We start from the raw sequence: 24,196 nt of genomic DNA, 5'->3' as shown, positions 1-24,196 counted from the left end.
AGAGCGGCTCCCGTCTCGGCATCCGAGTGGAGCGTCTCGCTTGCTGTCGCTGAGAGTGAACTCTCTGTCGCCAGCGCCCTGCGAGGAAGGCGTATTATACCGATTCGCTTCAGCATGTCAAGCGGCGATGGGCGGTGCTCAGCACCCCATCCGATCTCCGCTGACTGCCCGCCCCATGCTGCCGAGGCGACTGCGAATCCAGTGGTGCGCATTCTACCGAATCCGCGGTGAGTGTCAAGCGAGAAGATTTTCGAAACTTTCAAAAACCCCAAGCAGAACAACCACTTCTACCACCTGTTACCGCCTGCAACCTTGCTGGTCACCGGCAGCGGATGCGTACTTTACGGCTTCCCCCGGCCCGGGGCAAGCCCTTTTGATAAAAAAGTGTCAGGCGCCCGCTCGGCTCGCCCGATCCAGCAGGGAGAGGATGGAGCGATAGGGAATGGCGCCATGTCGCGCCAGCCCGATCTCGCAGGTTCGCGAGTTGGAGTAGCCGGCACTGCACCCCTTCACCTGGTCGGCGAGTCCCGCCAGCGCCGAGGCGTTCAGCTCCGGCGTGGTGAAGCCCTTGTCGCCGGCGAAGCCACAGCAGGTGATCTCGGTGGGCACCACCACCTCCCGTGCGCAGGCGCGGGCCAGGGCCACCATCTTCTCGCCGAGGCCCATGTGCGTGCTCGAGCAGGTCACATGGACCGCGACCCTCTCGTCCAGCGGGACCAGGGAGAGGCGATCCAGCAGGTGATCATGGGCAAAAGCCACCGGCTCGCTGACCACCAGCCGCTTGTCCAGGCGCGCCTGCAGGTGCAGCACGCAGGGGCTGGTGTCCATCAGGATCGGATAGCGGCCGTTCTGGCTCGCCACCAGCAGTTCGCGATTGAGCTCCCGCGCCTTGTGGGTCGCCTCCTCGAACTGCCCCTTGGAGTTGAAGGCCATGCCGCAGCAGAGGTGACCGAACATCTCGGGAATGATCACCTCGTAGCCGGCCCGCTCGAGCAGCGCCAGGGTGATCTCCATCGCCGAGCGCGTCTCCTCGTCATCCTGGCGGCTGGCGCCGAACACCCGGGTCGCACAGCTGGGCAGATAGACGACCTTGTCGCGGCCCTGGCCGGACGGTGGCTGCTTCAGCACGCGTACCGGCGCGGCCTGGGGCAGCGCCGGCGTCCACTGGGGCAGGCGCCCGCCGCTCAGGCGGCGCGCCCCGCCGCTGGCCTTCTCCATCAGGTCATCGCCGAGCACGCGGCTTGTCGCCCCGGCGACGTTCAAGACGCCCCGCGCCAGGCGGGTCGCACCGGAGAAGTGGCGACCCACCCGCTTGGCGAGGCCGGCACGGCTCGCCAGCCGTTCATGGCGCAGCTCGCGCACCAGGTCGCCAGTATTGATGCCCACCGGGCACTGGGTGGCACAGAGGCCATCGGCGGCACAGGTCTCGTCGCCGGCATAGCCGTAATCGGCACGCAGCGCGGCCAGGCGCTCGGCCTCCTCGCCGCTGGCCGTCTCGCCCAGCGCCTCGAGGCGGGCCATCTCGCGGGCGATGACGATGCGCTGGCGCGGCGTCAGGGTGAGATCCTTCGACGGACAGACGTGTTCGCAGAAGCCGCACTCGATGCACTTGTCGACGATCTCGTGAGCGGCCGGCAGCGGCTTGAGGTTCTCCAGATGCAGGGTGGGGTTACGGCTGAGAATCACCTCGGGATTGAGCAGGTTCTCGGGGTCGAACAGCGCCTTGATCTCCCACATCAGGGCATAGGCCTCGGGACCCCACTCCAGCTCCACATAGGGGGCCATGTTGCGCCCGGTCCCGTGCTCGGCCTTGAGCGAGCCGCCGTACTCGACGCCCACCAGCTGGGCGACCTCGTCCATCAGCCCCTGGTAGCGCTCGACCTCGCCGGGCTTCTCGAACCCCTGGGGGAAGACGAAGTGCAGGTTGCCCTCCAGGGCGTGGCCGAAGAGGATCGTCTCCGGGTAGCCATGGCGATGGAAGACATCGGTCAGCGCCAGCACGCCCTCATCGAGGCGCTCAACGGGGAAGGCCACGTCCTCGATGATCACCGTGGTGCCGGTATCGCGCACCGCGCCCACCGCCGGGAAGAGCCCCTTGCGGATCTTCCAGTAGAGTTCGTAGGTGGCCGGCTCGCGAGTGAAGGTGACCGGCTCCAGGGTACGGATGCCCTCCAGGCTCGCCTGCACCTCTGCCATGCGCGACTCGAGGTCCGCCTCGTCGTGGCCGCGCACGTCGATCAGCAGCGCCGCGGCTCCGTCGGGGAGGGTGCGCAGGGACTCCGGCATGCCGGGCTTGTCCTGCACCGAGCGCAGGGCGGCACGGTCCATCAACTCCACCGCGGAGACCGGCGAGGGCTTGAGCGCGATGGTGGCGCGACAGGTGGTCGCCATGTCGGGAAAGAAGGCCAGCGCCGCCGCCTTGCAGGGCTCGTCTACCACGCTGTCGTAGGTGATGGTGCTGATAAAGCCCAGGGTGCCCTCGGAGCCGATCATCAGGTGCTTGAGGATCTCGATGCCATCCTCGAAGTCGACCAGGCTGTTGAGGGCATAGCCGGTGGTGTTCTTCAGCCGGTACTTGTGGCGAATCCTCTCGGCGAGGGCCTCGTTGGCGCGGGTCTCGGCCGAGAGGCGCTCGAGGCCCTCGACCAGCCCGGCGTGGGAGCGGCGGAAGGCCTCGCGACTGGCCGGGTCGGCGGTATCCAGCAGGGTGCCGTCGGCCAGGATCACGCGCAGGTCGCGCACCGTGCGATAGCTGTTCTGGGCGGTGCCGCAGCACATGCCCGAGGCGTTGTTGGCGGCGATGCCGCCGATCATGCAGCTGTTGATCGAGGCCGGATCCGGCCCGATCTTGCGCCCGAAGGGCGCCAGCAGCTGGTTGGCCCGGGCACCGATCACCCCGGGCTGCAGGCGGATCGCCCGCCCGGCGTCGAGGATCTCGTGGCCGCGCCAGCCGCGGCCTAGCTGGATCAGCACCGAGTCGGTCACCGCCTGGCCGGAGAGCGAGGTGCCGGCAGCCCGGAAGGTCACCGGCACGCCACGGGTGCGGCACTCGGCCAGCACCCGCTGCAGCTCGGCCTCGCTCTCGGGGCGCACCACCAGCTTGGGTATCAGCCGATAGAAGCTGGCGTCGGTGCCGTAGGCCAGGGTGCGCAGGGGGTCATCGATCAGCCGCTCGGCGGGAAGGGTCTCGGCCAGCGCCGCCTTGAGCGCCTGAATGCGCTCGGCCAGACCAGTGCTCATGACCCCTCCCGGGCCGAAGCCTGGTCATGGCGCACGATCACCACCAGCTCGCGCGGGCCGTGGACCCCATAGGCCAGGGTCTGCTCGATATCGGCGGTCTTGCTGGGCCCGGAGATCAGCAGCGCATTGGTGGGCATGCCGCTGGCCCAGCCGTGGGCCTCCACCACGTCGAAGAAGGTGTCCTCGAGGGTGTCGGCATCCAACACCGCAATATGCAGCGGCGGCACCAGGCTGATGAGGCGCGGCTCGTCGGGGGTCGGCCAGAGCCACAGGCTACCGGTCTCGGCGATGGCGCCGCGAGTCGAGGTCAGGCCGGCATCGACGCGCTCGAACTGCTCCTGCTGCCAGCCCTCGATATCGCGGTCGACGTCGACCAGCTCGACCTCGGCATCGGCCAGCGCCTGGCGGGCCTCGATGGCCACCGGGTGCTCGCGGCCCAGCGCCAGCCGGCGCACGCCCTTGCCGACCAGCACCCGGGCCAGGGCCTCGGTCCAGCTCACGCGGGCGGTGTGGATCACCTCGCCGTGGACCGAGGTGATGCACCGCTCGAAGCGGTCCAGGCGTTCATCGAGGCTCCAGCCGCGCCGGGTGACCACGGAGAAATCGCTCTCGGGGGCGCTCAGGGGGCCGTCGGTGCGCTCGCGCAGGCGCTTGAGAATGGCATCGCGGGCACTCATCGGCGCTTCTCCTCATGGGTTACCTCGGTGCGGGACGGATCGGTCGAGGACCTGCTGGCCTGGCGCCGCTTCATCAGCGCATGCAGGGAGCTGCCGGCGGGCACCGGGGCGACACGGTAGTCGCTCCAGGCGCCCAGCTTCGAGGGCATCAGCGCCTTGAGCTTGCCGGCCAGGGCGGTACCGCTGCGCCAGGCGCCGGGATGGGTGGCCAGCCACTGGAAGCCCTTCCAGGCGGCGACCTCCTTGCGGGTGCGCTTGATACCGGCGCCGGGCACGTTGCCGCGCCCCTCGCCCACCGCCTCCCGGCGCAGACGCACCAGCAGGTCGGGGATCGGGATCTTCACCGGGCAGACCTCGCCGCAGGCGCCACACAGGGTCGACGCCGTGGGCAGGTCCTTCGTCTCCTCCAGCCCCATCATGTGCGGGGAGAGGATGCTGCCGATGGGGCCCGGGTAGGTGGTGCCATAGGTGTGGCCGCCCACCCGGGTGTAGACCGGGCAGTGGTTCATGCAGGCGCCGCAGCGGATGCAGCGCAGGGTGTCGAGCAGCTCGTCGTCCTGATAGATACGGGAACGGCCGCTGTCCACCAGCACCAGATGCACCTCCTTCGGCCCATCGTGCTCGCCCGCCTTCCGCGGCGAGCTGATCATGTTGAAGTAGGTGGTGACGTGCTGGCCGGTGGCGGAGCGGGTCAGCAGCGCATAGAGCGGCGGCACATCGCGCAGGTGCTCGACCACCTTCTCGATGCCGGTCACGGCGATATGCACCGGCGGCACCGTGGTGGTCATGCGCCCGTTGCCCTCGTTCTCCACCAGGCACAGGGTGCCGGTCTCGGCCACCGCGAAATTGACCCCGGAGATGCCCACGTCGGCGCCCATGAAGCGCTCGCGCAGCTGCTGGCGTGCCGCCGCGGTCATGTAGTCGACGTCCCGGGTGCGCTCGGTGCCGGTCTTCTCGTGCATGATCTCGGAGATCTCATCGGTGTTGAGATGGATCGCCGGCATGATGATATGGGAGGGGGTCTGCTCGTTGAGCTGCACCAGGTACTCGCCGAGGTCCGACTCCAGCGCCTCGATACCCGCCGCCTCGAGGTGGGCGTTGAGGTGCATCTCCTCGGAGACCATGGACTTGCCCTTGATCACCGACCTGGCACCGTGGGACTCGCAGATCTCGCGGATGATGCGACATGCCTCCTCGCCATTCTCGGCCCAGTGCACCCGGATGCCGTTGGCCTGGCAGTTGGCCTCCAGCTGCTCCAGCAGGTCGGGCAGCCTGGCCAGCGCCCGCAGGCGGATGTTGGCACCCAGCTCGCGCAGGGTCTCGAGGTCCCAGTCCGCGAAGGCGTCGCGGCGTTTGGCCATCAGGCCGTCCATGGCGCGGCGGAAGTTGCCGCGAATCTGCGGGTTGCCCAGGGCGTCATGGGCCTGGCGGTGAAACTCCCGGGGAGTGAATGTCTGCACGCTCATGAGGTTCTCCGCCACAGGTAGCTGGCGATGTGCTCGCCCTTCACGACCTTCTTCTGGTGCGCGAAGCGCCCGCCGATGTTCATCAGGCAGCCGCAGTCGGAGGTGACGAAGCGCTCGGCCCCGGCCGCCTCGATGGCCAGGGTCTTGTCCTCCACCATGGCGGCGGAGACCTCCGGGTGGCGCACGGCGAAGGTGCCGCCGAAGCCGCAGCACTCGGCGGCACGCGCCTGCTCGACCAGCTCCACCTGGCCGAGCTGGGCCAGCAGCGCCGGGCCGGTCTCGGCCAGGCCCATCTCGCGGCGTGCGCTGCAGGAGGTGTGCATGGCGACCTTCTCGGGCGCACCGCGATCCTCCAGCTTCAGGTGGCAGACATGCACCAGGAACTCGGTCAGCTCGTAGATGCGTCCGGCCACCTCGCTGGCCTTCGCCTCGTGGGGGGTGCCGGCGAAGAGCTGCAGATAGTGGGTGCGCATCATGCCGCCGCAGGAGCCGGAGGGCACGATGATCGGCCAGGGCTCGGGGAAGAGGCCGAGCTGTGCCGCCGCCACCGCCCGCGCCTCCTCCTGGTAGCCGGAGGTGTAGGCCGGCTGGCCGCAGCAGGTCTGGTCCTGAGGAAAGAGCACCTCGATGCCCTCCCGTTCCAGCAGGCGAATCCCGTCCAGGCCGGCTTCAGGATAGAAGAGGTCGATCAGGCAGGTACCGAAGAAGTAGACCTTCTCCGGCCTGGGCGGGTAGCACTTGACTGGCGTCATCGGCAGAATCCTCGTCAGACAGGACGGCGGCGCTGAATGAATTGGTCAAACCAATTTACAGCAGACGAATGAGCGCACCTTAGGAGGGGCACCCCGACAGTGTCAAACCTGGGCGGGCCTTTTTCCTGCCCCGCGGCGCTATACTTTGGTAGTGGGACATTTGCCCCCCTCGGCAACCTACTGAAAGCCGGAAGGAAAATGACGCCCTCCCGTGCGGCGCCGAAGCGGAGATATTGGTATTACCAATTCAATGTCGTACCCTGACACCGGCACCATCGATCCGGAGTTCCCCCCATGGCCTATCAACCCGTACGCCAACCCCGCCTCGCCGATGTGCTCACCGAGCGAATCGAGGCGATGATCCTCGAGGGCAGCCTCAAGCCCGGGCAGCGCCTGCCCCCGGAGCGGGAGCTGGCCGAGCAGTTCGGCGTCTCCCGCCCCTCGCTGCGCGAGGCGATCCAGAAGCTCTCCGCCCGCGGGCTGCTGATCAGCCGCCAGGGCGGCGGCACCTTCGTCTCCGCGTCGCTCACCAGCGGCTACAGCGACCCCATTCTGGAGATGCTCTCTCGCCACGGCGAGTTCCATCTCGACCTGCTCGAGTTTCGCGACGCCATGGAGGGCATCTCCGCCTACTACGCGGCGCTACGCTCCACCCCCACCGATCGGGCGCTGCTGATCAAGCGCTTCGAGGAGCTGGACGCCTGCTTCCAGGGCAAGGACCCGGTGCGCGAGGCCAAGGCCGATGCCGCCTTCCACCTGGCCATCGCCGAAGCGGCCCACAACGTGCTGCTGCTGCATACCATACGCGGCATCTTCCACCTGCTGGAGCGCAGCATCGTCGACAACCTGGCCCACCTCTTCGAGAACCCCGAGTCGCGCCCGAAGCTGATGGCCCAGCACCGCGCCCTGCTCGACGCCATCCTCGAAGGACGCGCCGAGGACGCCCGGGACCGCGCCCATGAGCACCTGGTCTACGTGGAGGAGGGGCTGCTGGAGCTGGCCCGGGCCGAGACCCGCGCCCAGCGCGCCCTGCGCCGCGCCCAGGCGATGCCCGCCACGCGGCGAGAAGCCGCCTCGTGAGACGCCCTCGACACTGGCGGGCCCTGCTGCTGCTGGCCGCCCCCCTGGGGCTGGCCCTGGTGATGTGGCAGGCGGCCCAGGTGGCCCGGGACCAGGCGCTGCAGACCCTCGAGCAGGACGCCGAGAACGAGCTGCGCCTCTCGGCGGCGGGCCTGATCGGCCACCTGTCCCGCCACGACTACCTGCCGCAGCTGCTCGCCACCCGCGAAGGGGTACAGCGCTTCCTGGCCTCCCCCCATAGCCAGGACGCCATGCCCCTCAACCTGCTGCTGGACCGCTTCCGGGCCACCGCCGACGTCTCGGACGTCTACCTGCTCGACCGCCATGCCGACACCCTGGCCGCCAGCAACTGGCACCTGCCCAACACCTTCATCGGCCAGAACTACGCCTTTCGCAGCTACTACACCGACGCCATCGCCGGCGGCCAGGGGCGCTTCTACGGCCTCGGCGTGCAATCGCTGGAGCGCGGCTACTACTTCTCCGCGCCGGTCTGGCTGGACGACACCCAGCCCGACTCGAGCCCCGACGGCGTGATGGTGATCAAGGTGCTGCTGGATGAGGTCGAGGAGAGCTGGGCCGACCAGGACGCCGAGCTGCTGGTCACCGACGAGGACGAGATCATCTTCATGGCCAGCCGGGAAGAGCTGCGCATGACCTCCCTGCACCCGCTCTCCGAGGAGGAGCGCCAGGCGCTGCTGGCCACTCGTCGCTACGCGGATGAGCCCCTGACCCACTCCGGGGTCGAGCTGCTCGAGCGCCGCGGCGAGCGCACCCGCCTGGTGGGCTTCCGCGGAGGGCCCCTGTCCGGCCCCCGCTATCTGGCCGTCTCCCGCCCCCTGGAGGAGTTCGGCTGGGAGATGCATATCCTCAAGTCGGTGAGCCCGGTGATCCAGGCCCAATGGGTCTCGGCGCTGCTGGCCGGCGGGCTCTACGGCATCGTGCTGCTGGGCGGCGGCATCGGCTGGCAGCGCCTGCGCCTGCGCCGCGAACGCGAGCAGTTCGCCGAGCGCGAGCGCCAGACCCTGGCCCGCGCCCGGGACGAGCTGGAGCGCAACGTCGAGCGCCGCACCCGGGACCTGCTGGAGACCAACCGCCGACTCTCCGCCGAGATCGACGAGCGCCGGCGCGCCGAGGAGAGCCTGCGCCAGACCCGCGACGAGCTGATCCAGGCCGCCAAGCTCGCCGTGCTCGGCCAGCTGGCCGCCGGCATCAATCACGAGCTCAACCAGCCCCTGGCGGCGATCCGCGCCTATGCCGAGAACGCCCGCACCTTCCTGGCCCGCCAGCGCCTGGAGAGCGTCGACCTCAACCTCGAGCAGATCGTCGAACTGACCGCACGAATGTCGGAGATCAGCGCCCAGCTGCGCCAGTTCTCGCGCAAGAGCGGCGAGACGCTCACCGCCGTCTCCCCCGTCGCCTGCTTCGACTACGCCCTGCGACTGTTCCAGACCCGGCTGCGCGACAGCGACGTGGAGGTGATCCGCCGCTGGCCCGACCAGGAGGCCTGGGTGCGCGCCGACCTGGTGCGCCTCGAGCAGGTGCTGGTCAATCTGATCGGCAACGCCCTGCAGGCCATGGCCGACACCCCTGCCCCGCGCCTCGAGCTGAGCGTCGAGGTGTGGGACGACCGGGTGGTGCTGGGGGTGGCCGACAACGGGCCGGGGATCGCCGAGGAGAACCTGACCCGCATCTTCGAACCCTTCTTCACCACCAAGTCATCCGGCAAGGGGCTCGGGCTAGGCCTGTCGATCTCCTCGAGGATCGTCGACGACCTGGGCGGGCGCCTGAGTGCCGCCAACCGCCCCGAGGGCGGCGCCCTCTTCACCATTCGGCTGCCCCGCGACGAAGGCCGGCGCACCGTGAACGCCCAGCCCGATCAGGAGAGCCTCCCCCATGCATGACCCGGCCGCCATCCCGGTGATGATCATCGATGACGAACCCCATCTGCGGATCACCGCCGGCCAGACCCTGGAGCTTGCCGGCTATGCCCCCGAGCCCCATGCCAGCGCCGAGGCGGCCCTTGAACAGCTGGCCCCGGACTTTCCCGGCGTGGTGGTCAGCGACATCCGCATGCCCGGCATGGACGGCATGGCGCTGCTGCGCGAGGTCCGGCTGCGCGACCCGGACCTGCCGGTGATCCTGATCACCGGCCACGGCGACATCTCCACCGCGGTGGAGGCGATGCGCGAGGGGGCCTGGGACTTCCTCGAGAAGCCCTTCGCCGCCGAGCGGCTGGTGGAGGTGGTGCGCCGCGGCGTGGAGAAGCGTCGGCTCAGCCTGGAGAACCGCGAGCTCAAGGCGGAGCTGGAGGCCCAGCAGTCGGCCCTGGGCCCGCGGCTGGTGGGGCGCACCCCGGCCATCCAGCGGCTCGCCTCCATGGTGCAGCGCATCAGCCAGGTGGAGGCCGACGTGCTGCTCTTCGGCGAGACCGGTGCCGGCAAGGACCTGGTGGCCCGCGCCATCCATGAGCGCAGCCGCCGCGCCAGCCGCCCCTTCGTGGCCATCAACTGCGGTGCGGTGCCCGAGAGCACCATCGAGTCGGAGCTGTTCGGCCACGAGAAGGGCGCCTTCACCGGCGCGGTGGAGCGGCGGATCGGCAAGTTCGAACACGCCGACGGTGGCACCGTCTTCCTGGACGAGATCGAGTCGATGCCGCTCTCGCTGCAGGTCAAGCTGCTGCGGGTGCTGCAGGAGCGCAGCGTGGAGCGGCTCGGCTCCAACGTCCCGGTGCCCCTGGACATCCGGGTGATTGCCGCCACCAAGGTCGACCTCAAGGCCGCCGCCGAGGCCGGCGAGTTCCGCGAGGACCTCTACTACCGGCTCAACGTGGTGACCCTGCCGATCCCGCCGCTGCGCGAGCGCCGTGAGGACATCCCGCTGCTCTTCCAGCACTTCGCGGTGGTGGCCGCCAACCGCAGCGGCCTCGAGGCACCGCCCCTGGACGCCGCCGGCATCAGCGCCCTGCTGGCCCACGACTGGCCAGGCAACGTGCGCGAACTGCGCAACCTCGCCGAGCGCTACGTGCTGCTCGGCGCCGCCTTCGACTACCGGCTGCAGGCGCTGCTCGAGGGCGCCGAGAGCGAGGCCGGCGAGCTGCCCCTGCCCCAGCAGGTGGAACTGTTCGAGAAGAGCCTGATCGACCAGGCCCTGGCGCGTCAGCGCGGCCGGGTCACCGAGGTGGCCGAGCAGCTCGGCCTGCCCCGCAAGACCCTCTACGACAAGCTCAGGAAGTACGGCCTCAAGGCCGAGGACTACCGCCAGAGCGCCGCGCCCTGAGCCAGCAGCGCCCACAGCGGCGCCAGCGGGGGCAACCAGGGCAGCAGGTTGACCGCCGCCAGCAGCATCACCAGGGAGTTGCCCGGCGAGCGCCAGTCGAAGGGCTTGAGGGCGGTGCCGAAGGAGCGCTTGATGCGCGCCCCGGTGAGGTCGACGCTGTAGAGCTCGTCGAGCAGCAGGTGGATGACGAAGCCCAGCGCCACCGCCAGCCCGTGGGCCCAGGCCAGGGTATCGGGCTGGGCGAAGAGCCGCTGGCTCACCGCTACGCTGATCAGGCCGCACAGGGCGGCCGCCAGCAGCGAGTGCCACAGGCCGCGATGCACGGTGAAACGCGAGAAGAGGGCCCCGGCCAGGTAGCGCACGCCGAGATAGATCGCCCCGCACGCCAGCAGCAGGCCGCCGGCGTCGAGCCGCCCCTGCAGCAGCAGGGCGCCGGCCACCACCCCGGGCACCGCCAGCAGGTTGAAGATCAGCCGGATCGCCTTGGAACGGTCGGCGTCGATATCGGGCAGGATGCCGCCGAAGGTCACCAGCGCCAGCATCGGCAGGGCCTCCCAGGCCGTCCACAGGCCCGCCTGCCAGCCGCCATGGGCGACCACGGCACCGCCGGCGGCGGCCACGCCAAGATGGGTGCGGAAATCGGCCATGCCGGGGCGAGCCCTCGATGTACTGGAGAAATATGCACTGGATAAATCACCAGATTATCGCGCGTCACGGCATGGCGAAACAATGGGTTAGGAAGGTATTTCGGCGTCGCAACCGCCCCTTGGACCGGGTTAGGCCCGCTAAGCGCCCATCGCCGCCAGGTACTCGTCCTTGAGCCGGACATAGTTGCCGGCGGTATAGGGGAAGAAGGCGCGCTCCTTCTCCTTGAGCGGGCGCAGCGCCTTGGCCGGGTTGCCGGCGTAGACGTAGCCGCTCTCCAGGCGCTTGCCCGGGGTCACCACGGCCCCGGCGGCGATGATCACCTCATCCTCCACCACGGCGCCGTCCATGACGATGGCGCCCATGCCCACCAGGATGCGGCTGCCCAGGGTGGCCCCGTGGAGGATCGCCTTGTGGCCGATGGTGACATCGTCGCCGATGGTCAGCGGGAACCCGCCGGGGTTGAAGTCGCTGGCGTGGGTGATGTGCAGCACGCTGCCGTCCTGCACGCTGGTACGCGCGCCGATGCGGATGCGGTGCATGTCGCCGCGCACCACCGCCATGGGCCACACCGAGCTGTCGTCGCCCAGGGTCACGTCGCCCAGCACCAGGCTGGCGGGGTCCACATAGACCCGCTCGCCCAGGGTGGGGGTGGTGCCCTTCCAGGCTCGGATCGCCGTCGTCTCGCTCATCGTGAAATCCTCGTGTCGGTTCAGGCCAGGCCGGCCACCAATACTACCAGCGTCAGCGGAATCGCGACCCAGCGCACCAGGCCACGCCACAGGGTAAAGCCCCCGGGCCCCACGCCGAGCGCCCGGCGGGCCGCCGCCTCGGGCATCACCCAGGCAGCGAAGATGGCGATCAAGAGGCCCCCGAGGGGCAGGAAGATCTCCGGCGGAATGGTGCTGACCAGTTCGAAGGCGTTCATGCCGAACAGCGGGCGCCACTCCGCCAGGGTCGAGAAGGAGAGCACCGTGAGCAGGCCCACCAGCCAGACGGCGAGCCCCACCAGAGCCGCCGCCTGGCCGCGCTTGAGGCCGATGCCCTGGAGGGTCGCCACCATGGGCTCGGCCAGGTTGATCGACGAGGTCCAGGTGGCCAGCAGCAGCAGCAGGAAGAAGATGCTCAGCCACAGCGCCCCCCAGGGCAGCTGAGCGAAGGCGATGGGCAGGGTGACGAACATCAGCCCCGGCCCCTCGCCCGGGTCCATGCCCTGGGCGAAGACCACCGAGAAGATGGCGATGCCGGCCAGCAGCGCCACCGAGACGTCCAGCACCGCCACGGCGCCAGCGGCCCGCGGCAGGCTCTGCTGGTCCGGCATGTAGGCGCCATAGGCCATCAGCGCGCAGGCCCCCACCGCCAGGGTGAAGAAGGCGTGGCCCATGGCGTGCATCACCACCAGCGGGGTCACCGCCGAGAGATCCGGCATGAAGAGCCAGGCCAGGGCGGGGCCGAAGCCCTCGGTGGTGGCGGCATAGCCGGCCAGCAGCAGCAGCAGCAGGTAGAGCAGCGGCATCAGCAGGTTGTTGAGGCGCTCCAGCCCCTTGGCCACGCCGGCGGCCACCACCAGCATGGTCATGGCCAGGAACAGGGTGTGGTTGAAGGTCATCCTGGCGGGGTCGGCCAGGAAGGCATCGAAGCCGGCGCCGATCTCGGCGGGGGCGGCGCCGACGAAGCCTCCGTTGATGGCGGTGACCAGAAACTCGATGGACCAGCCGGAGACGACCGAGTAGAAGGAGAGGATGCAGAACACCGTGAAGGCGCCGAACAGCCCCAGCAGCCGCCAGTGGCGGCTGGCCCCGGCCTGGGCGGCCAGGTGGCCCAGTGACTGCACCGGGCTGCGCCGGCCCGCGCGGCCGACCATGATCTCTGCCATCATCACCGGCAGGCCGAGCAGCAGCACGAAGCCGATATAGAGCAGCAGGAAGGCGGCGCCGCCGTTCTCGCCGGTGATGTAGGGAAACCGCCAGATGTTGCCCAGCCCCACGGCGGCACCGGTCACCGCCAGGATAAAGGCGCGCCGCGTGCTCCAGCGCTCCAGGGTCTCGTTCATGGTCTGCCCTCCTGCCGGGCCATCGTGAAAGGCGGCAAGCCTAGCAGGCCCGCCCCTGCCGGCCAAACACCTGCATTGAAACCCGGGCCCGGTGCCCGCATCTAAGCGTCATTACACTTTTCCGACCCCCGAGGTGCGCATGTCCCGCAACCCGCTGCTCGACCCCCATGAGCTTCCCCCCTTCGATGCGATCCGTCCCGAGCACGTGGTGCCGGCCATCGAGGAGCTGCTGGCCGAGAACCGCACCGCCATCGAGGCGCTGGTGGCCCGCGCCGGGGACGAGCCCCCCAGCTGGGCGAGCCTGGCCGCACCGCTGGAGTCCCTCAACGACCGCCTCTCCCGGGCCTGGTCGCCGGTCTCCCACCTCAACGGCACCATGAACAGCCCCGAGCTGCGCGAGGCCTACCAGGCCTGCCTGGGCAAGCTCTCCGAATACAGCACCTGGCTCGGGCAGCACGAGGGGCTGTTCCGCGCCTGGCAGGCCCTGAAGGAGGGCCCCGCCTGGGCGGCGCTCGACGATGCACAGCGCCGCGCCGTGGACAACACCCTGCGCGACTTCCGCCTGGCCGGGGTCGACCTCCCGGCGGAGAAGAAGCAGCGCTACGGCGAGATCAAGGCACGCCTCTCCGAGCTCGGCAACACCTTCTCCAACCAGCTGCTCGACGCCACCCAGGGCTGGCACCTCGACCTGGCCGACGAGACCCGCCTGGCCGGCCTGCCGGAGAGCGCACTGGCCGCCCTGCGCGCCAACGCCGAGGCCAAGGGCCAGGCCGGCTACCGCATCACCCTGGACTTCCCGAGCTTCTTCCCGGTGATGACCTACGCCGAGGATCGCGAGCTGCGCCGCGAGGTCTATACCGCCTTCGTCACCCGCGCCTCCGACCAGGGGCCCCTGGCCGGCCAGTACGACAACGCCCCGGTGATGGAGGAGACCCTGGCACTGCGCCGGGAGCTCGCCGAGCTGCTGGGCTTCGCCACCTACGCCGACTATTCGCTGGCCACCAAGATGGCCGAGTCTCCGGCCCAGGTGCTCGAGTTCCTCGAGGACCTGGCGCGCCGCGCCGTGCCCCAGGCGAAGGAGGAGTTCGCCGAGCTCGAGGCCTACGCCCGGGACGAACTGGGCATGGGCGAGCTCGCCCCCTGGGACGTGGGCTTCGCCAGCGAGAAGCTGCGCGAGGCGCGCCACGCCATCTCCCAGGAGCAGCTGCGCCCCTACTTCCCCGCCCCCCGGGTAGTGGAGGGTCTCTTCCAGGTGGTGGAGCGCCTGTTCGGCGTCACCTTCGCCGAGGACGACCAGGCGCCGCGCTACCACCAGGACGTGCGCTTCTTCCGCATCCTCGAGCAGGGCGAGCCCATCGCCGGCTTCTACCTCGACCTCTACGCCCGCGAAGGCAAGCGCGGCGGCGCCTGGATGGACGAGTGCCGGGTGCGCCGCCTGGAGGGCGAGGCCCTGCAGCTGCCGGTGGCCTACCTGACCTGCAACTTCACCCGCCCGGTGGGTGACAGGCCGGCGCTGCTGACCCACGACGAGGTGACCACCCTGTTCCACGAGTTCGGCCACGGCCTGCACCATATGCTGACCCAGCAGACCGTTGCCGACATCTCCGGCATCAACGGGGTGGCCTGGGACGCCGTGGAGCTGCCCAGCCAGTTCATGGAGAACTACTGCTGGGAGCGCGAGGGCCTCGACCTGATCGCCGGCCACGTCGAGAGCGGCGAGCCGCTGCCCGCCGAGCTGCTGGCGAAGCTGCAGGCAGCCAAGAACTTCCAGTCCGCCATGGGCATGGTGCGCCAGCTGGAGTTCTCGATCTTCGACCTGCGCCTGCACCACCAGCTGGCCGCGCCCTCGGCGGCGGAGATCCAGGCGCTGCTCGACGCCGTGCGCGACGCCGTCTCGGTGGTGCCGCGGGCCGAATTCAACCGCTTCCAGAACGGCTTCAGCCATATCTTCGCCGGCGGCTATGCGGCGGGCTACTACAGCTACAAGTGGGCCGAGGTGCTCTCCGCCGACGCCTGGAGCGCCTTCGAGGAAGCGGGTATCTTCGACCCGGAGACCGGCCGGCGCTTTCGCACCGAGATCCTCGAGCAGGGCGGCGCCCGGGATGCCGCGGAGCTGTTCCGCGCCTTCCGCGGCCGCGAGCCCAGCGTCGAGCCGTTGCTGCGCCACAGCGGCATCCGTGCCGCCTGATTCGTTCACCCTGCCCCGGCCCGCCGCCGGGGCCCGACAGGAGCCCTCATGGCCGCCCAGAAACGCTTTATCGCCGGTGCGATCTGCCCGCGCTGTGCCGAGCTGGACCGCATCCGCAGTTGGGAGCAGCACGGTATCCGCTACCGGGAGTGCGTGAGCTGCGACTTCTTCGAGCAGCTGCCCATCGAGGACGAGGCCGCCCCGGAGCTGGCCACCCGCGTCAACCAGGCCCGCGAGGAGCAGCGCCGCCAGGACTTCCAGCCGGTGAAGATCCTCGACCCCAAGGGCCACTGAGTTGACCCGCCAGGGAGTGGCACAGGCGCTGCTGTCGCGGCGCCATCATCTCGAGCTGCTGGGGCTGGCCGCGGCCGCGGCGCTGCTGCTGGCGCGGTTGGATCTTGCCACCCTGGCCGCCGGCCTGGGCCTCTTCCTGTGGGGCATGACCCACCTGGGCGACGCCATAAAGCGCCTCTCCGGCGGCACCCTGGACCGCTGGCTGCACACCGCCACCCGTCACCCCCTCCGCGCCATCGGGGTGGGGGCCGCCGCCACGGCGCTGGTGCAGTCCAGCTCCCTGGTCACCCTGCTCTCGCTCTCCTTCGTGGGCGCGGGTCTCGTCGCCCTGCCCGGCGCCATCGCCCTGCTGTTCGGGGCCAACCTCGGCACCACCACCGGGGCCTGGCTGATCGCCGGCTTCGGCCTGCGCTTCGACCTCGCCCAGTTCGCCATGCCCTTCCTGGCCCTCGGGCTGCTCGGCTCCCGGGTGCTCAAGGATGGCCGCGCCGCAGCGGCCGGGGTGCTGCTGGGCATCGGCCTGCTGTTTCTGGGCATCGACTTCATGAAGCTGGGCTTCGAGGCGTGGCAGGACGGCCTCTCCCTGGACGGCCTGGCCGGCGACAGCGCCTGGCACTGGCCGCTCTTCGTGCTGTTCGGGGTGGTGGCCACGGTAGTGATGCAGTCGAGCCACGCCACCCTGCTGATCACCCTGGCGGCCCTGGCGGGCGGGCAGCTGCCCTACCTGCCGGCCCTGGCCATCGCCATCGGCGCCAACGTCGGCACCACCGTCACCGCAGTGCTGGGGGCGCTGGGCGCCGGTGCCGCGGCGCGACGGCTGGCCGGGGCCCACGTGGTGTTCAACCTGGCCACCGCCGCCGTGGCCCTGGCACTGCTGGTGCCGCTGGCCTGGCTGGTGGACGAGCTCGGCGAGCTGATCGGCCTGGCCGCGGATGCCTGGCCGCTCAAGCTGGCGCTCTTCCACACCCTCTTCAACCTGCTCGGCATCGTGCTGATGCTGCCGCTGATCCCGCGGCTCGCCGCACGCCTGGAGCGATTCTTCCCCGAGCCCTCGCGGATCCCCCCCGCCCAGGCCCGCTACCTGAACACCAACGCCCTGGAGCACGCCGACACGGCGCTGGCCGCCATGGAGCAGGAGTGCCAGCGCCTCAACCGCCGCGCCTACCACCTGCTCTGCTCGGCGATCCTGATGCCCAGCGCCGAGGTGATCGGCCATCCGCCCTCTCGGGAGGTGGTCAAGGCGCGGATCGACACCACCGCCTGGCCGATGGTCAACGCCCGCTACCATGAGCAGATCAAGCCGCTGATGGCGGAGATCCTCGACTTCTACGCACGGCTCGACATGCCGCTCACCGAGGGGCAGCAGGCCAGGCTCGAGAGCCTCTATGCCCGCACCCTGCGCATGGTGGAGGCGGTGCGCTTCGGCGAGGTGCTGCAGCGCAGCCTGATGCGGCATGCCGCCCCGGCCAGCCCCCTGCGCGAGGCCCATGACGATATCCGAATGGCCCTGGCCCAGGGCCTCAACCGCCTGGCCGCCGCCCCCGACTCGGCGGATGTCACCTCGCCCATCGACGAGGTTCGCCAGCACTGGCAGCAGGCCCTGGCCGAGCGCCTGCGCCAGCACCGCCTCGACCCCTGGCTGGCCTCCTCGCTGATGAACGACCTGCACCAGGCCACGCGCCTGATGGGGGCCCTGGCCCCCGCCTGAACCCGCTGTGCGGATTTCCGCACACCCTCGCCTCGACCGGCGTGCGGCTTTCCAGCCTGGGCGCCTCCGCGGCGCTTCGACCATGGTCGAAGGCAGTGATTTCAAGCAATTGAAATAGAAATACTTTCCAGCCTATGGCCCACCGTTTGCCATGGATAACGTTGAATGAACACCCCGCCCGGCACCGGCGGGCACCGGAGGAGCTGCCAGACTACAGGCACCCCTCCGGGCCTGAACTGACCCCCAATAGTTGGACGTTTCATTCAGCCGGCGCCCAAGGCCTGAGTCCTGTACTCGATCAGTCAGACAGGACTGCCGCCTGACTTGCCGTACACAGGATTTGACAATAACTCCAGGCTTGGCCAGGTCCAGGGGTTCACCGGCGGCAGCCTTGCCTTGAACATGGCGTTCAAAGCGCTTGGCTTCTGCCTGAGTCTTGAAGGTGCGACGGACGCGACGAGATCCACGGCCACCCGGCTGGATATCGACTTGCCAACCCGTGGTGACTTTCCTGATGGCCATCAAGCGGCCCTCCCGAGTAATCGTCGATCTATGAGCTTCTGTTCAACGAGCTGCCGGAAGGCGGCGTTGTCGACCCCTCGGCGGCGGTAGTACTCGGCAAGGTCTTCCCACATGCCAGAACGCTGGAGGAAGCGGATAGCTTCATGGGTACGGAAGCCTTGCCGGGCGTAGATGCTGATGAGGTTACCGAAGGCGAGGCAGACGTTCTTTTCGTTTCCCAGGCCGGGAGCCTTGCGGGCACGCTTGTAGAGCCAATCGGGGGCGTCGCAGTAAAAGCGGGCGTCATCCTGGAGAAGCTGCCAGGAGGGATCAATGAGGCCTCGGGAGTGATCCAGGCGGTAAGACTGGAGAGCTGAACGCCAGAGGCCGGTTAGGTGGGGGATGGTGTCGGTGAAGCGGGCAAAGCCGTTGTCATCCAGAACTTCGCCGGTGTCGACGTTGCAGGGGATGGCCCGGGCGAACTCGGCAAGAACAGATTGATGAAAGCGCATTTCGATACGCCACACCTCGGCCTCGGGATCGTAGGCGGGGGCGAGGTCGTCGGTGGTGGCGCGTGACCAGATATTCTCCCAGAAGTGGATCTTGTCGCGGTGATGGGCTTCCTTGGTCTTGTTGTAGATGGCGCACTGGAGGGCTCCGGCAGTACCGAACATGAGGGTTTCGGCGCGACCGTAGGTGGTGGCGATGTTCCCTTGATCCAGGGTCATGGAGTCGATGCCGTCAATCTTCATGATCTTCTTGGAGCGGGTAACGAAGCGGTCCATGAAGTCGCGAGGCGGTTCCCAGCCCTGGACATCGAGGGCAAGGTGGACGGCGCAGCCGGCAGGCTCGAGGCCGCTGAGCATGTGCTTAGCGATGTTGTCCATGAAGGCCTGGCACTCGCCGGGGTCGAGTTCGTGGATGAAGTGGGGAGACAGCTCAATCTTCAGATGAGTGCCGACGGTGTCGATCTTCACGTGACGGGCCTGGAAAAAGACGATGACGCCGAGCTTGTTGTTCTGGAGGCGGTAGCGGAAGCCAGAGCCGGAGGCTCCAGCACCGACAGCCCAGGTGGTGCCGAAGAGGTCGATGGTAGCGCCGCGGCCTTCCTGGTAGGCGGTGATGATCTGATCGAACTGGCTTTGGCAAGGGCGGCCACGGTAAAGCTGACGAACGGTATCAACGCCGGCGTGGAGGATGCGGATAGCGTCAAGCTCGCGTTGGCCCTTGGGGCTGATGAAGAGACGGCCAAAGGGGTCTGGCTGGCCTTCGATGAGCGATGAGGGGGAGTAGCGTTCCCAACGTGACATTTTCTGAACTCCTTTCAACATGCCGTAGTGTGCTTTCGTGGGGGGTGACGTTGTCACTCTGCGAGACGTGTTACAGGGAGGGTCTCGCCCCGCTCCGCTCGTGCGTCGCGGGGATGCGGGCGCAAGCGTCCTCTCCCGCGACGCACAAGCGGGCGGGGGTGGGGAGGTCATAGGTCGAGGATTTCAACGTCATAGGGCAATCCCATGTCGAGGGCTTCGAGGCACATGGGCCGGGAGACCAGGAGGGGGCGGCCTTCCTGGTCGAAGAGGCGGCAGAGATCGGCATGCTGAAGACCGCCGTAGGCCGTGACTGTGGGGCGGGATAGCTGAGGCGCGGCGATAGTGGCCTGGGGGTTGGCCGTGTCAGCGGCGGTATCGGCGGAGGAGTCGCCAAAGAAGCCGGTAACCGAGTTGACGGCATAGGCGACGGAGGCGGCGGCGCCGAGGAAGACGACCGGGGCGATGACGAGGATACGGGGGAGGCGACGCTTGCCGGTGTGCAGGGTGGCGGACTGGTACTGGTCGAAGAGCCATTTCGGATACCTCCATACGGACACTTCACAATCGGCGTCCTTGGCGTGGCTGGCGGGGTTGGTGTGGCAGTTGCCTTCCCAGCGCCAGACGATGGCGCCGTTGAGCTTGCCCCGGCGCATGAGGTGTTCGTGGGTGTCGACCAGAGCGCGGACGTCGCTGGTGAGCTGGCTAGGGTTCTGGCAGGTGATGATGAAATCGATGCCACGATGCCGGTGGGTTTCGAGGGCGGCGATCTCGGGGGGCGGGGTGCCGGTGTTGCGGTAGCGACGCCAACGCTGCTGGACTTCGTCGATGAGGATGATGGCGCCGTCGGGGACATCCATCCATTCCTCAGGGATCGGGGCCTGGTTGCGCAGGCCGTTGACGTTGCCGAAGAAGGGGCGGTCGGCGCCTTCCTCGGTGCGCAGTAGGTTGACCATGGTGTAGACGGCGCGAAGGGTCTTACCCGCCCCTGGTACGCCAGAAATAAGGTGGATGGACATTTTAAAGGTCCTCCGAGTTAAGCACTTTCCACATAACCCAGACGAAGAAAACAATAAGGCAAAGCATTATAAGTTCAGGAAATGAAGGCATTTCAGTTGCCTCCAGTGATCGCCGATCCTGGGCGCATGCTCCAGGCGTTCATGGTGGCGCGGAGCATGAGCGCGGAGCCGATGGAGGAAAGGGCGATATCGAAACCAGCGAGCTGGATAAACCAGAGGGCTTGACCGACTTGGCCCAGGTGTGTGGAGACCTGGGAGAGAATGCCGGTGATGAGAACCGCGCCGATGGTGGTGAAGACGATCAGGCTGGCGACCTTGGCGAAGATGGAGCCCACCAGGAAGGTGGAGAAGCCGGTGAGGATCGTGACGAGAATGGCAGGCATGGGTTAGCCCCTCCTTAAGACGATGTAGAGCGAGAGGATCATGGCAACGGCGATGACAGCGCCGCGAATCATGGCGGCGAGATCGCAGAAGGGTTGCCAGTTGATCACCAGGTTGGAGTTCAGTGGGAACGGCAGGTTGATAACGGTCGGCGAAGGACACTGGCCAGAGCCGATGCCGATGTTGTAAGAAGGCAGTTCGTCAATGGTTTCGACTTGCCATTCTGGGTTGACCTCCGTGAAGTTGGGAACAGGTTCATCCCAGCGGTCGAGCATTTCATCTTGTGCAGTATTGCCACCAGGGGCAACGTTGGTGCCAGGGTGTGGCTCAGGATCGCCGTTAATCTGAGCGGTCATGTTCTCCGACAACTTAGCCACGTCCTCGAAAATCTCCGGTGCGGCTTGTCCATTGGGACTTGCCACTTGAGACAACGGAAGCGATGAAACATTTAAGGATTCGTACCAGGGCTCAGGGTAGGTATCAGCTTGGTAAATCTCCCTTAATAAAACGTCGGGTAAATGCTCATCAAGTGCAGAAAGTTCCGATTCTGGAACAGAGTTAGTAACCAAAGAAAGTTGTGGGGTAATAGTTGGTGATTGAGCTGTTGAGGTTATAGTAATGTTGGAAGGATTACCGACTGTGGAATATCGAATAACATATTGGACACAGACACCATTAGAGGTATTTGAACACCAATGGGATATAATATTGAGGTGTGAATAATATGATGTATTTTGCGGAATATAAGCAGAAAATAAGGTCAAAGGATCAGAATAACCAGTGTAAGAAGAACCAAAGTGCCAAGACCTACCATCAGAAATAAATTGAGAAATTAACTGTGAATCAGATTGATTTTGAAAAAGGGGATCAACATCATATACAGATGATGTCACATGGATGCCATCCTGTAGGCTCCAGGCCCAGCCAACAGCGGCTATAGCTACTGCAAAACCCGGATGCATGACGCCACGACCTAAAGCAGCAAGAGCCCCAATGCGTACAGTTTGCCGACTGACAAGGGACAGAGAACGATTATAGAAGCGGGGATCGTTGGCGCTGAATCGATAGTTACTAGATACCCTGGCCTCGATATGGGTTGGCGTAGAATTGCCAGTAGGGCGCACGTCGGTGATTTGAGCCTGCCAACTCGCGTGGCTCAGTGATGGAAAAGCAACCAGAAGGCCGGCAATAAGGCCAGCAGCACCAACATACCGGGGGAAAGTTCGAGCATGGGTCATGGCCTCAGGTCCTGATGGTAGTGGATGAAAAAGGGGCCCCGAAGGGCCCCGGGGGGTGTGGCATTGGCCCTGGATCAGCCACGCATGACGCGTTTCAGCAGCGCGAAGACCAGGATGGCGGCGAGGACGGACAGCACGGCGATTCCCACATCGCCGATGGGGCCGGTGGCACCTTCGATGGTGGTAACGAGGTCGGTGGTGTCGATGGCTTGAGCCATGGCGGCACCGGAGGCCAGGAAGGAGGCCGGGACCAGGACGACGGCTTTGGCTTTCTTGATGAGACGCATAGCGATTACCTCAAGGTAATGAACGAGTGGAGTTGTTGCGCGATGGCGCGAATCGCCCAGGCAGCGGCCCAGAGCGTTCCTATGGCCCCGGCGATCAGGAGAGCGCCGGGGACATCTAGCCAGGGCTCGGAAGCGGCCTGGACTAGCTCTGCTGCCTCGATCCATTCCAGGGCCAGGCATTGCCCGGTTTCCTGGTCGAGGTCGTGACAGACTTGAACTTGCATGGCTTAGGCCTTGGCCTTGGCGTCAGCGGGCTGGGGGTGGCCCGTGGCGGAAGGCTTGCGGATGGCGACGGCGTGAAGGGTGGCTTTACCACCGGAAACGCGCATTTCCACGTCGACCTCGAGGTTGCAGGGCAGGTGAGCCGCATAGGGGCGGACCTGCTCGAGGATGTCATAGGGGCCGGAAATGGTCATGACGTCATGGCCGACGCGGTTCTCGTTGTTGGGATCGGCGTCGTTCATGACGGTGATCTTGGCGCCCTTTGCACCGTTATCCATGGCGTAGCGCATGGCACCGAGGACGCGGACTTGCATGGTGTTGATCATGGTCATGGTGATGTTCCTTCCTGGTTAGCATTGGGCCCTGGCACGTTGTTCGCAGTGGTGCGCGAGGGCGTCCAGCTCAGTGGTTTCGGGGGTGTGGCCAGTGGTTTCGTAAAGCAGGTATTCGGCGAGCCGGTACAGGAGCGCGGCTTTGCCGTAGTCGCGGCCCTGGAGGCAGCGAGAAGCCCGCTCCCTCAAGGCTCGGGGTTCTGGGCAGGCACGTGCCGGCCCTTCCCGACGCGCCATCGGTCGTGATGCACGGCAGTCGACGCCCGTCCCGCGGTCAAGGGCGCTCGCTGCGCTCGCACCCTCGCCCTTGACCTGGGCCGGGGCGCCGACTCGGGGAGCCGTGCGACCGATGGGCGACGGGTGACGGGCAGGCACAAACATTTTCAGAGCTCCGAGCCGTGGACGCGGGCGGCGGTGGCGTCGGGGGTGGCCAGGGGGCCGGTGTCGCCGGCTTCGAGGCGACGAAGGCCGTCATCGATCAGGCGTTCACCCAGGGCGCTGGAGGTGAGGCCGTGGGTACCGGCCTGAATGAGATACCGGCTGTGGGTGTCCTGGTCGATGAAGACGCGGATGGGGATTTTCTTGGTGGTCATGGGGTGATCCTCGTTTAGCAGACGGAGCGCCGGGGCGGTTTGCCGCGTGATGCGCCTGTGGTGACGGGAGGGGGAGTCCCGAGTTGCCCGAACAGCTTCCGGCAGAGGCAGAAGGCAATGCCGAGAGCAAGAACGGAGAGAACCGCCATGGCGACCGCGAAGATCGGGGTCGTGCCGTCCTGGATGACGGTGACGATGGCGGTGGTGTCAGTCATGCCGGCGCCCCTCCCTGGTGGAGGTGGACGATGGCGGGTAGCTGACGCGCTGCGCTTGTCGGACTCCGGCCCTCACGAATCGGAGATTCGTTTCGGTCAGGAGTCTGGGGGAGGGGCTTGGGCGCGTTGTGTGTGTTGATCTGAAGGGCCTGGACGGCGGGCTGGGGTGCGGTGATGCCGTACAGGCTGGCAAGGAAGGCGAGGGCTTCCCGGCGGGTGGCGAAGGTGAAGTAGCGGACGCCTTCGCGGCTGGTCAGGTGGTTGTGGCTGGCGAAACGGGCGAGGGGGCCACGGTCGACCAGGTCACAGGGTGGGACGATGACGGTGCAGGCGTGGGGGTAGCCATCGTAGCCCTCGAGGGCGATGTGAGCGGAGCAGAGTCCACGCTTGTACTTGCCATCCGCACGGATGATGACGGTCTCGAAGGCGCCTTCTGAGCCGGTTTCGCCTACCTGGGCGGTGTGGAGGGTGTAGGTAGTCATGCCCAGTCCTCCGAATGCAGGCACTCGGCGGTGAGGAGTGCGACGTTCACCAGGCGGCGGCGGCCAACCTTGATGAAGGGGAGGTTGCCTTGCTGAATCTGGCCCCGGACGGTGTCGACGGTGAGGCCTGAAAGCTCGGAGAACCGCTCGAGGGTCATGACGGGCACGATGGCCGGGACCTGGGGCGCATTGCTCGTTTCCATATGGCACCTGCTCGCTTTGGCTGGTTGTGATAGTCTT

23 protein-coding genes are annotated in these 24,196 nt (G+C 67.2%); 6 read left to right on the top strand and 17 right to left on the bottom strand.

Annotated features, from left to right (window positions below; translation table 11 throughout):
- Positions 1 to 387: 387 nt before the first annotated feature.
- From D1793_RS17240 to D1793_RS17225, 4 genes are read right to left on the bottom strand one after another with little or no spacing between them, the layout of a single operon-like run.
- A complete protein-coding gene (locus D1793_RS17240) occupies positions 388 to 3,240 on the bottom strand; it encodes an FAD-binding and (Fe-S)-binding domain-containing protein (protein WP_119023238.1) in 2,853 nt (950 codons plus the stop codon).
- Positions 3,237 to 3,917: a lactate utilization protein C gene (locus tag D1793_RS17235; protein ID WP_119023237.1), complete on the bottom strand. Its 681-nt coding sequence runs from the start codon at positions 3,915 to 3,917 to the stop codon at positions 3,237 to 3,239. The genes D1793_RS17240 and D1793_RS17235 overlap by 4 nt, the downstream gene beginning before the upstream one ends.
- A complete protein-coding gene (locus D1793_RS17230; RefSeq protein ID WP_119023236.1) occupies positions 3,914 to 5,383 on the bottom strand; it encodes a LutB/LldF family L-lactate oxidation iron-sulfur protein in 1,470 nt (489 codons plus the stop codon). The genes D1793_RS17235 and D1793_RS17230 overlap by 4 nt, the downstream gene beginning before the upstream one ends.
- Positions 5,380 to 6,135, bottom strand: coding sequence for a (Fe-S)-binding protein (locus D1793_RS17225; RefSeq protein ID WP_119023235.1), 756 nt, complete (start codon positions 6,133 to 6,135; stop codon positions 5,380 to 5,382). The genes D1793_RS17230 and D1793_RS17225 overlap by 4 nt, the downstream gene beginning before the upstream one ends.
- A 294-nt stretch (positions 6,136 to 6,429) precedes the next feature.
- On the opposite strand from D1793_RS17225, the gene D1793_RS17220 reads away from it, so the two are divergent.
- Genes D1793_RS17220 through D1793_RS17210 form a run of 3 tightly spaced genes read left to right on the top strand, consistent with a single transcriptional unit; the run spans position 6,430 to position 10,491 of the window.
- Positions 6,430 to 7,215 (top strand): GntR family transcriptional regulator, encoded by a 786-nt coding sequence (locus D1793_RS17220; RefSeq protein ID WP_119023234.1) that lies wholly within the window; start codon positions 6,430 to 6,432, stop codon positions 7,213 to 7,215.
- Positions 7,212 to 9,116: an ATP-binding protein gene (locus tag D1793_RS17215; RefSeq protein ID WP_240407707.1), complete on the top strand. Its 1,905-nt coding sequence runs from the start codon at positions 7,212 to 7,214 to the stop codon at positions 9,114 to 9,116. The genes D1793_RS17220 and D1793_RS17215 overlap by 4 nt, the downstream gene beginning before the upstream one ends.
- On the top strand, positions 9,109 to 10,491 hold the full coding sequence (locus tag D1793_RS17210; protein WP_119023233.1) for a sigma-54 dependent transcriptional regulator: 1,383 nt from the start codon (positions 9,109 to 9,111) through the stop codon (positions 10,489 to 10,491). Before D1793_RS17215 ends, D1793_RS17210 begins: the two co-directional genes overlap by 8 nt.
- Here the strand turns inward: D1793_RS17210 and D1793_RS17205 are convergent.
- The 3 genes from D1793_RS17205 to D1793_RS17195 form a co-directional block, all read right to left on the bottom strand.
- Positions 10,467 to 11,138 (bottom strand): metal-dependent hydrolase, encoded by a 672-nt coding sequence (locus D1793_RS17205; protein WP_119023232.1) that lies wholly within the window; start codon positions 11,136 to 11,138, stop codon positions 10,467 to 10,469. The two genes, D1793_RS17210 and D1793_RS17205, sit on opposite strands and share 25 nt — an antisense overlap.
- Before the next feature lie 138 nt (positions 11,139 to 11,276).
- Complete coding sequence (locus tag D1793_RS17200; protein WP_119023231.1) at positions 11,277 to 11,828, bottom strand: gamma carbonic anhydrase family protein; 552 nt, start codon at positions 11,826 to 11,828, stop codon at positions 11,277 to 11,279.
- Between the two features lie 20 nt (positions 11,829 to 11,848).
- Positions 11,849 to 13,189 carry a sodium-dependent transporter gene (locus D1793_RS17195; protein WP_119023230.1) on the bottom strand — a complete coding sequence of 447 codons (1,341 nt, stop codon included), beginning with the start codon at positions 13,187 to 13,189 and terminating at the stop codon, positions 11,849 to 11,851.
- Positions 13,190 to 13,328: 139 nt separating this feature from the next.
- On the opposite strand from D1793_RS17195, the gene prlC reads away from it, so the two are divergent.
- The 3 genes from prlC to D1793_RS17180 are packed head-to-tail and all read left to right on the top strand — an operon-like array spanning position 13,329 to position 17,379.
- Positions 13,329 to 15,377, top strand: a complete 2,049-nt coding sequence (prlC, locus tag D1793_RS17190; protein WP_119023229.1) for an oligopeptidase A — start codon at positions 13,329 to 13,331, stop codon at positions 15,375 to 15,377.
- A gap of 48 nt (positions 15,378 to 15,425) precedes the next feature.
- The gene (locus D1793_RS17185; protein ID WP_110070272.1) at positions 15,426 to 15,671 is read left to right on the top strand and encodes a YheV family putative zinc ribbon protein; all 246 of its coding nucleotides are present in this window, start codon (positions 15,426 to 15,428) and stop codon (positions 15,669 to 15,671) included.
- Position 15,672: 1 nt separating this feature from the next.
- Positions 15,673 to 17,379, top strand: coding sequence for a Na/Pi symporter (locus D1793_RS17180; RefSeq protein WP_119023228.1), 1,707 nt, complete (start codon positions 15,673 to 15,675; stop codon positions 17,377 to 17,379).
- 521 nt (positions 17,380 to 17,900) lie between these two features.
- Here the strand turns inward: D1793_RS17180 and D1793_RS17170 are convergent.
- The 10 genes from D1793_RS17170 to D1793_RS17125 form a co-directional block, all read right to left on the bottom strand.
- Positions 17,901 to 19,190 (bottom strand): hypothetical protein, encoded by a 1,290-nt coding sequence (locus D1793_RS17170; RefSeq protein WP_119023227.1) that lies wholly within the window; start codon positions 19,188 to 19,190, stop codon positions 17,901 to 17,903.
- A gap of 167 nt (positions 19,191 to 19,357) precedes the next feature.
- Entirely contained in the window at positions 19,358 to 20,206 is an 849-nt protein-coding gene (locus tag D1793_RS17165; RefSeq protein ID WP_119023226.1) for a zonular occludens toxin domain-containing protein, read from the bottom strand.
- Positions 20,207 to 20,298: 92 nt separating this feature from the next.
- Positions 20,299 to 20,589, bottom strand: a complete 291-nt coding sequence (locus D1793_RS17160; protein ID WP_119023225.1) for a hypothetical protein — start codon at positions 20,587 to 20,589, stop codon at positions 20,299 to 20,301.
- Between the two features lie 3 nt (positions 20,590 to 20,592).
- Positions 20,593 to 21,825 (bottom strand): virulence factor TspB C-terminal domain-related protein, encoded by a 1,233-nt coding sequence (locus D1793_RS19540; protein WP_162900006.1) that lies wholly within the window; start codon positions 21,823 to 21,825, stop codon positions 20,593 to 20,595.
- Between the two features lie 74 nt (positions 21,826 to 21,899).
- Positions 21,900 to 22,112 carry a major capsid protein gene (locus D1793_RS19535; RefSeq protein ID WP_162900005.1) on the bottom strand — a complete coding sequence of 71 codons (213 nt, stop codon included), beginning with the start codon at positions 22,110 to 22,112 and terminating at the stop codon, positions 21,900 to 21,902.
- A 227-nt stretch (positions 22,113 to 22,339) separates the two neighbouring features.
- Positions 22,340 to 22,666 (bottom strand): hypothetical protein, encoded by a 327-nt coding sequence (locus D1793_RS17145; RefSeq protein ID WP_240407706.1) that lies wholly within the window; start codon positions 22,664 to 22,666, stop codon positions 22,340 to 22,342.
- 383 nt (positions 22,667 to 23,049) lie between these two features.
- Positions 23,050 to 23,259 carry a hypothetical protein gene (locus D1793_RS17140; protein ID WP_119023222.1) on the bottom strand — a complete coding sequence of 70 codons (210 nt, stop codon included), beginning with the start codon at positions 23,257 to 23,259 and terminating at the stop codon, positions 23,050 to 23,052.
- A gap of 14 nt (positions 23,260 to 23,273) precedes the next feature.
- The gene (locus D1793_RS17135) at positions 23,274 to 23,474 is read right to left on the bottom strand and encodes a major capsid protein (protein ID WP_119023221.1); all 201 of its coding nucleotides are present in this window, start codon (positions 23,472 to 23,474) and stop codon (positions 23,274 to 23,276) included.
- Positions 23,471 to 23,956 (bottom strand): hypothetical protein, encoded by a 486-nt coding sequence (locus D1793_RS17130; RefSeq protein WP_119023220.1) that lies wholly within the window; start codon positions 23,954 to 23,956, stop codon positions 23,471 to 23,473. Before D1793_RS17130 ends, D1793_RS17135 begins: the two co-directional genes overlap by 4 nt.
- On the bottom strand, positions 23,953 to 24,159 hold the full coding sequence (locus D1793_RS17125) for a DNA-binding protein (protein ID WP_240407705.1): 207 nt from the start codon (positions 24,157 to 24,159) through the stop codon (positions 23,953 to 23,955). Before D1793_RS17125 ends, D1793_RS17130 begins: the two co-directional genes overlap by 4 nt.
- Positions 24,160 to 24,196 lie beyond the last annotated feature (37 nt).

It is taken from the genome of Halomonas sp. JS92-SW72 (assembly GCF_003547075.1).
Classification (GTDB): Bacteria; Pseudomonadota; Gammaproteobacteria; order Pseudomonadales; family Halomonadaceae; genus Halomonas; species Halomonas alkalicola.
This window is presented reverse-complemented; position numbering and strand designations above follow the sequence as displayed.

What these genes read in the sequence shown, in the direction of transcription:
- D1793_RS17240 (WP_119023238.1), bottom strand. Translation starts at nt 3,240, where the DNA reads ATGAGCACTGGTCTGGCCGAGCGCATTCAGGCGCTCAAGGCGGCGCTG.
- D1793_RS17235 (WP_119023237.1), bottom strand. Translation starts at nt 3,917, where the DNA reads ATGAGTGCCCGCGATGCCATTCTCAAGCGCCTGCGCGAGCGCACCGAC.
- D1793_RS17230 (WP_119023236.1), bottom strand. Translation starts at nt 5,383, where the DNA reads ATGAGCGTGCAGACATTCACTCCCCGGGAGTTTCACCGCCAGGCCCAT.
- D1793_RS17225 (WP_119023235.1), bottom strand. Translation starts at nt 6,135, where the DNA reads ATGACGCCAGTCAAGTGCTACCCGCCCAGGCCGGAGAAGGTCTACTTC.
- D1793_RS17220 (WP_119023234.1), top strand. Translation starts at nt 6,430, where the DNA reads ATGGCCTATCAACCCGTACGCCAACCCCGCCTCGCCGATGTGCTCACC.
- D1793_RS17210 (WP_119023233.1), top strand. Translation starts at nt 9,109, where the DNA reads ATGCATGACCCGGCCGCCATCCCGGTGATGATCATCGATGACGAACCC.
- D1793_RS17205 (WP_119023232.1), bottom strand. Translation starts at nt 11,138, where the DNA reads ATGGCCGATTTCCGCACCCATCTTGGCGTGGCCGCCGCCGGCGGTGCC.
- D1793_RS17200 (WP_119023231.1), bottom strand. Translation starts at nt 11,828, where the DNA reads ATGAGCGAGACGACGGCGATCCGAGCCTGGAAGGGCACCACCCCCACC.
- D1793_RS17195 (WP_119023230.1), bottom strand. Translation starts at nt 13,189, where the DNA reads ATGAACGAGACCCTGGAGCGCTGGAGCACGCGGCGCGCCTTTATCCTG.
- prlC (WP_119023229.1), top strand. Translation starts at nt 13,329, where the DNA reads ATGTCCCGCAACCCGCTGCTCGACCCCCATGAGCTTCCCCCCTTCGAT.
- D1793_RS17185 (WP_110070272.1), top strand. Translation starts at nt 15,426, where the DNA reads ATGGCCGCCCAGAAACGCTTTATCGCCGGTGCGATCTGCCCGCGCTGT.
- D1793_RS17170 (WP_119023227.1), bottom strand. Translation starts at nt 19,190, where the DNA reads ATGTCACGTTGGGAACGCTACTCCCCCTCATCGCTCATCGAAGGCCAG.
- D1793_RS17165 (WP_119023226.1), bottom strand. Translation starts at nt 20,206, where the DNA reads ATGTCCATCCACCTTATTTCTGGCGTACCAGGGGCGGGTAAGACCCTT.
- D1793_RS17160 (WP_119023225.1), bottom strand. Translation starts at nt 20,589, where the DNA reads ATGCCTGCCATTCTCGTCACGATCCTCACCGGCTTCTCCACCTTCCTG.
- D1793_RS19540 (WP_162900006.1), bottom strand. Translation starts at nt 21,825, where the DNA reads ATGACCCATGCTCGAACTTTCCCCCGGTATGTTGGTGCTGCTGGCCTT.
- D1793_RS19535 (WP_162900005.1), bottom strand. Translation starts at nt 22,112, where the DNA reads ATGCGTCTCATCAAGAAAGCCAAAGCCGTCGTCCTGGTCCCGGCCTCC.
- D1793_RS17145 (WP_240407706.1), bottom strand. Translation starts at nt 22,666, where the DNA reads ATGACCATGATCAACACCATGCAAGTCCGCGTCCTCGGTGCCATGCGC.
- D1793_RS17140 (WP_119023222.1), bottom strand. Translation starts at nt 23,259, where the DNA reads ATGACCACCAAGAAAATCCCCATCCGCGTCTTCATCGACCAGGACACC.
- D1793_RS17135 (WP_119023221.1), bottom strand. Translation starts at nt 23,474, where the DNA reads ATGACTGACACCACCGCCATCGTCACCGTCATCCAGGACGGCACGACC.
- D1793_RS17130 (WP_119023220.1), bottom strand. Translation starts at nt 23,956, where the DNA reads ATGACTACCTACACCCTCCACACCGCCCAGGTAGGCGAAACCGGCTCA.
- D1793_RS17125 (WP_240407705.1), bottom strand. Translation starts at nt 24,159, where the DNA reads ATGGAAACGAGCAATGCGCCCCAGGTCCCGGCCATCGTGCCCGTCATG.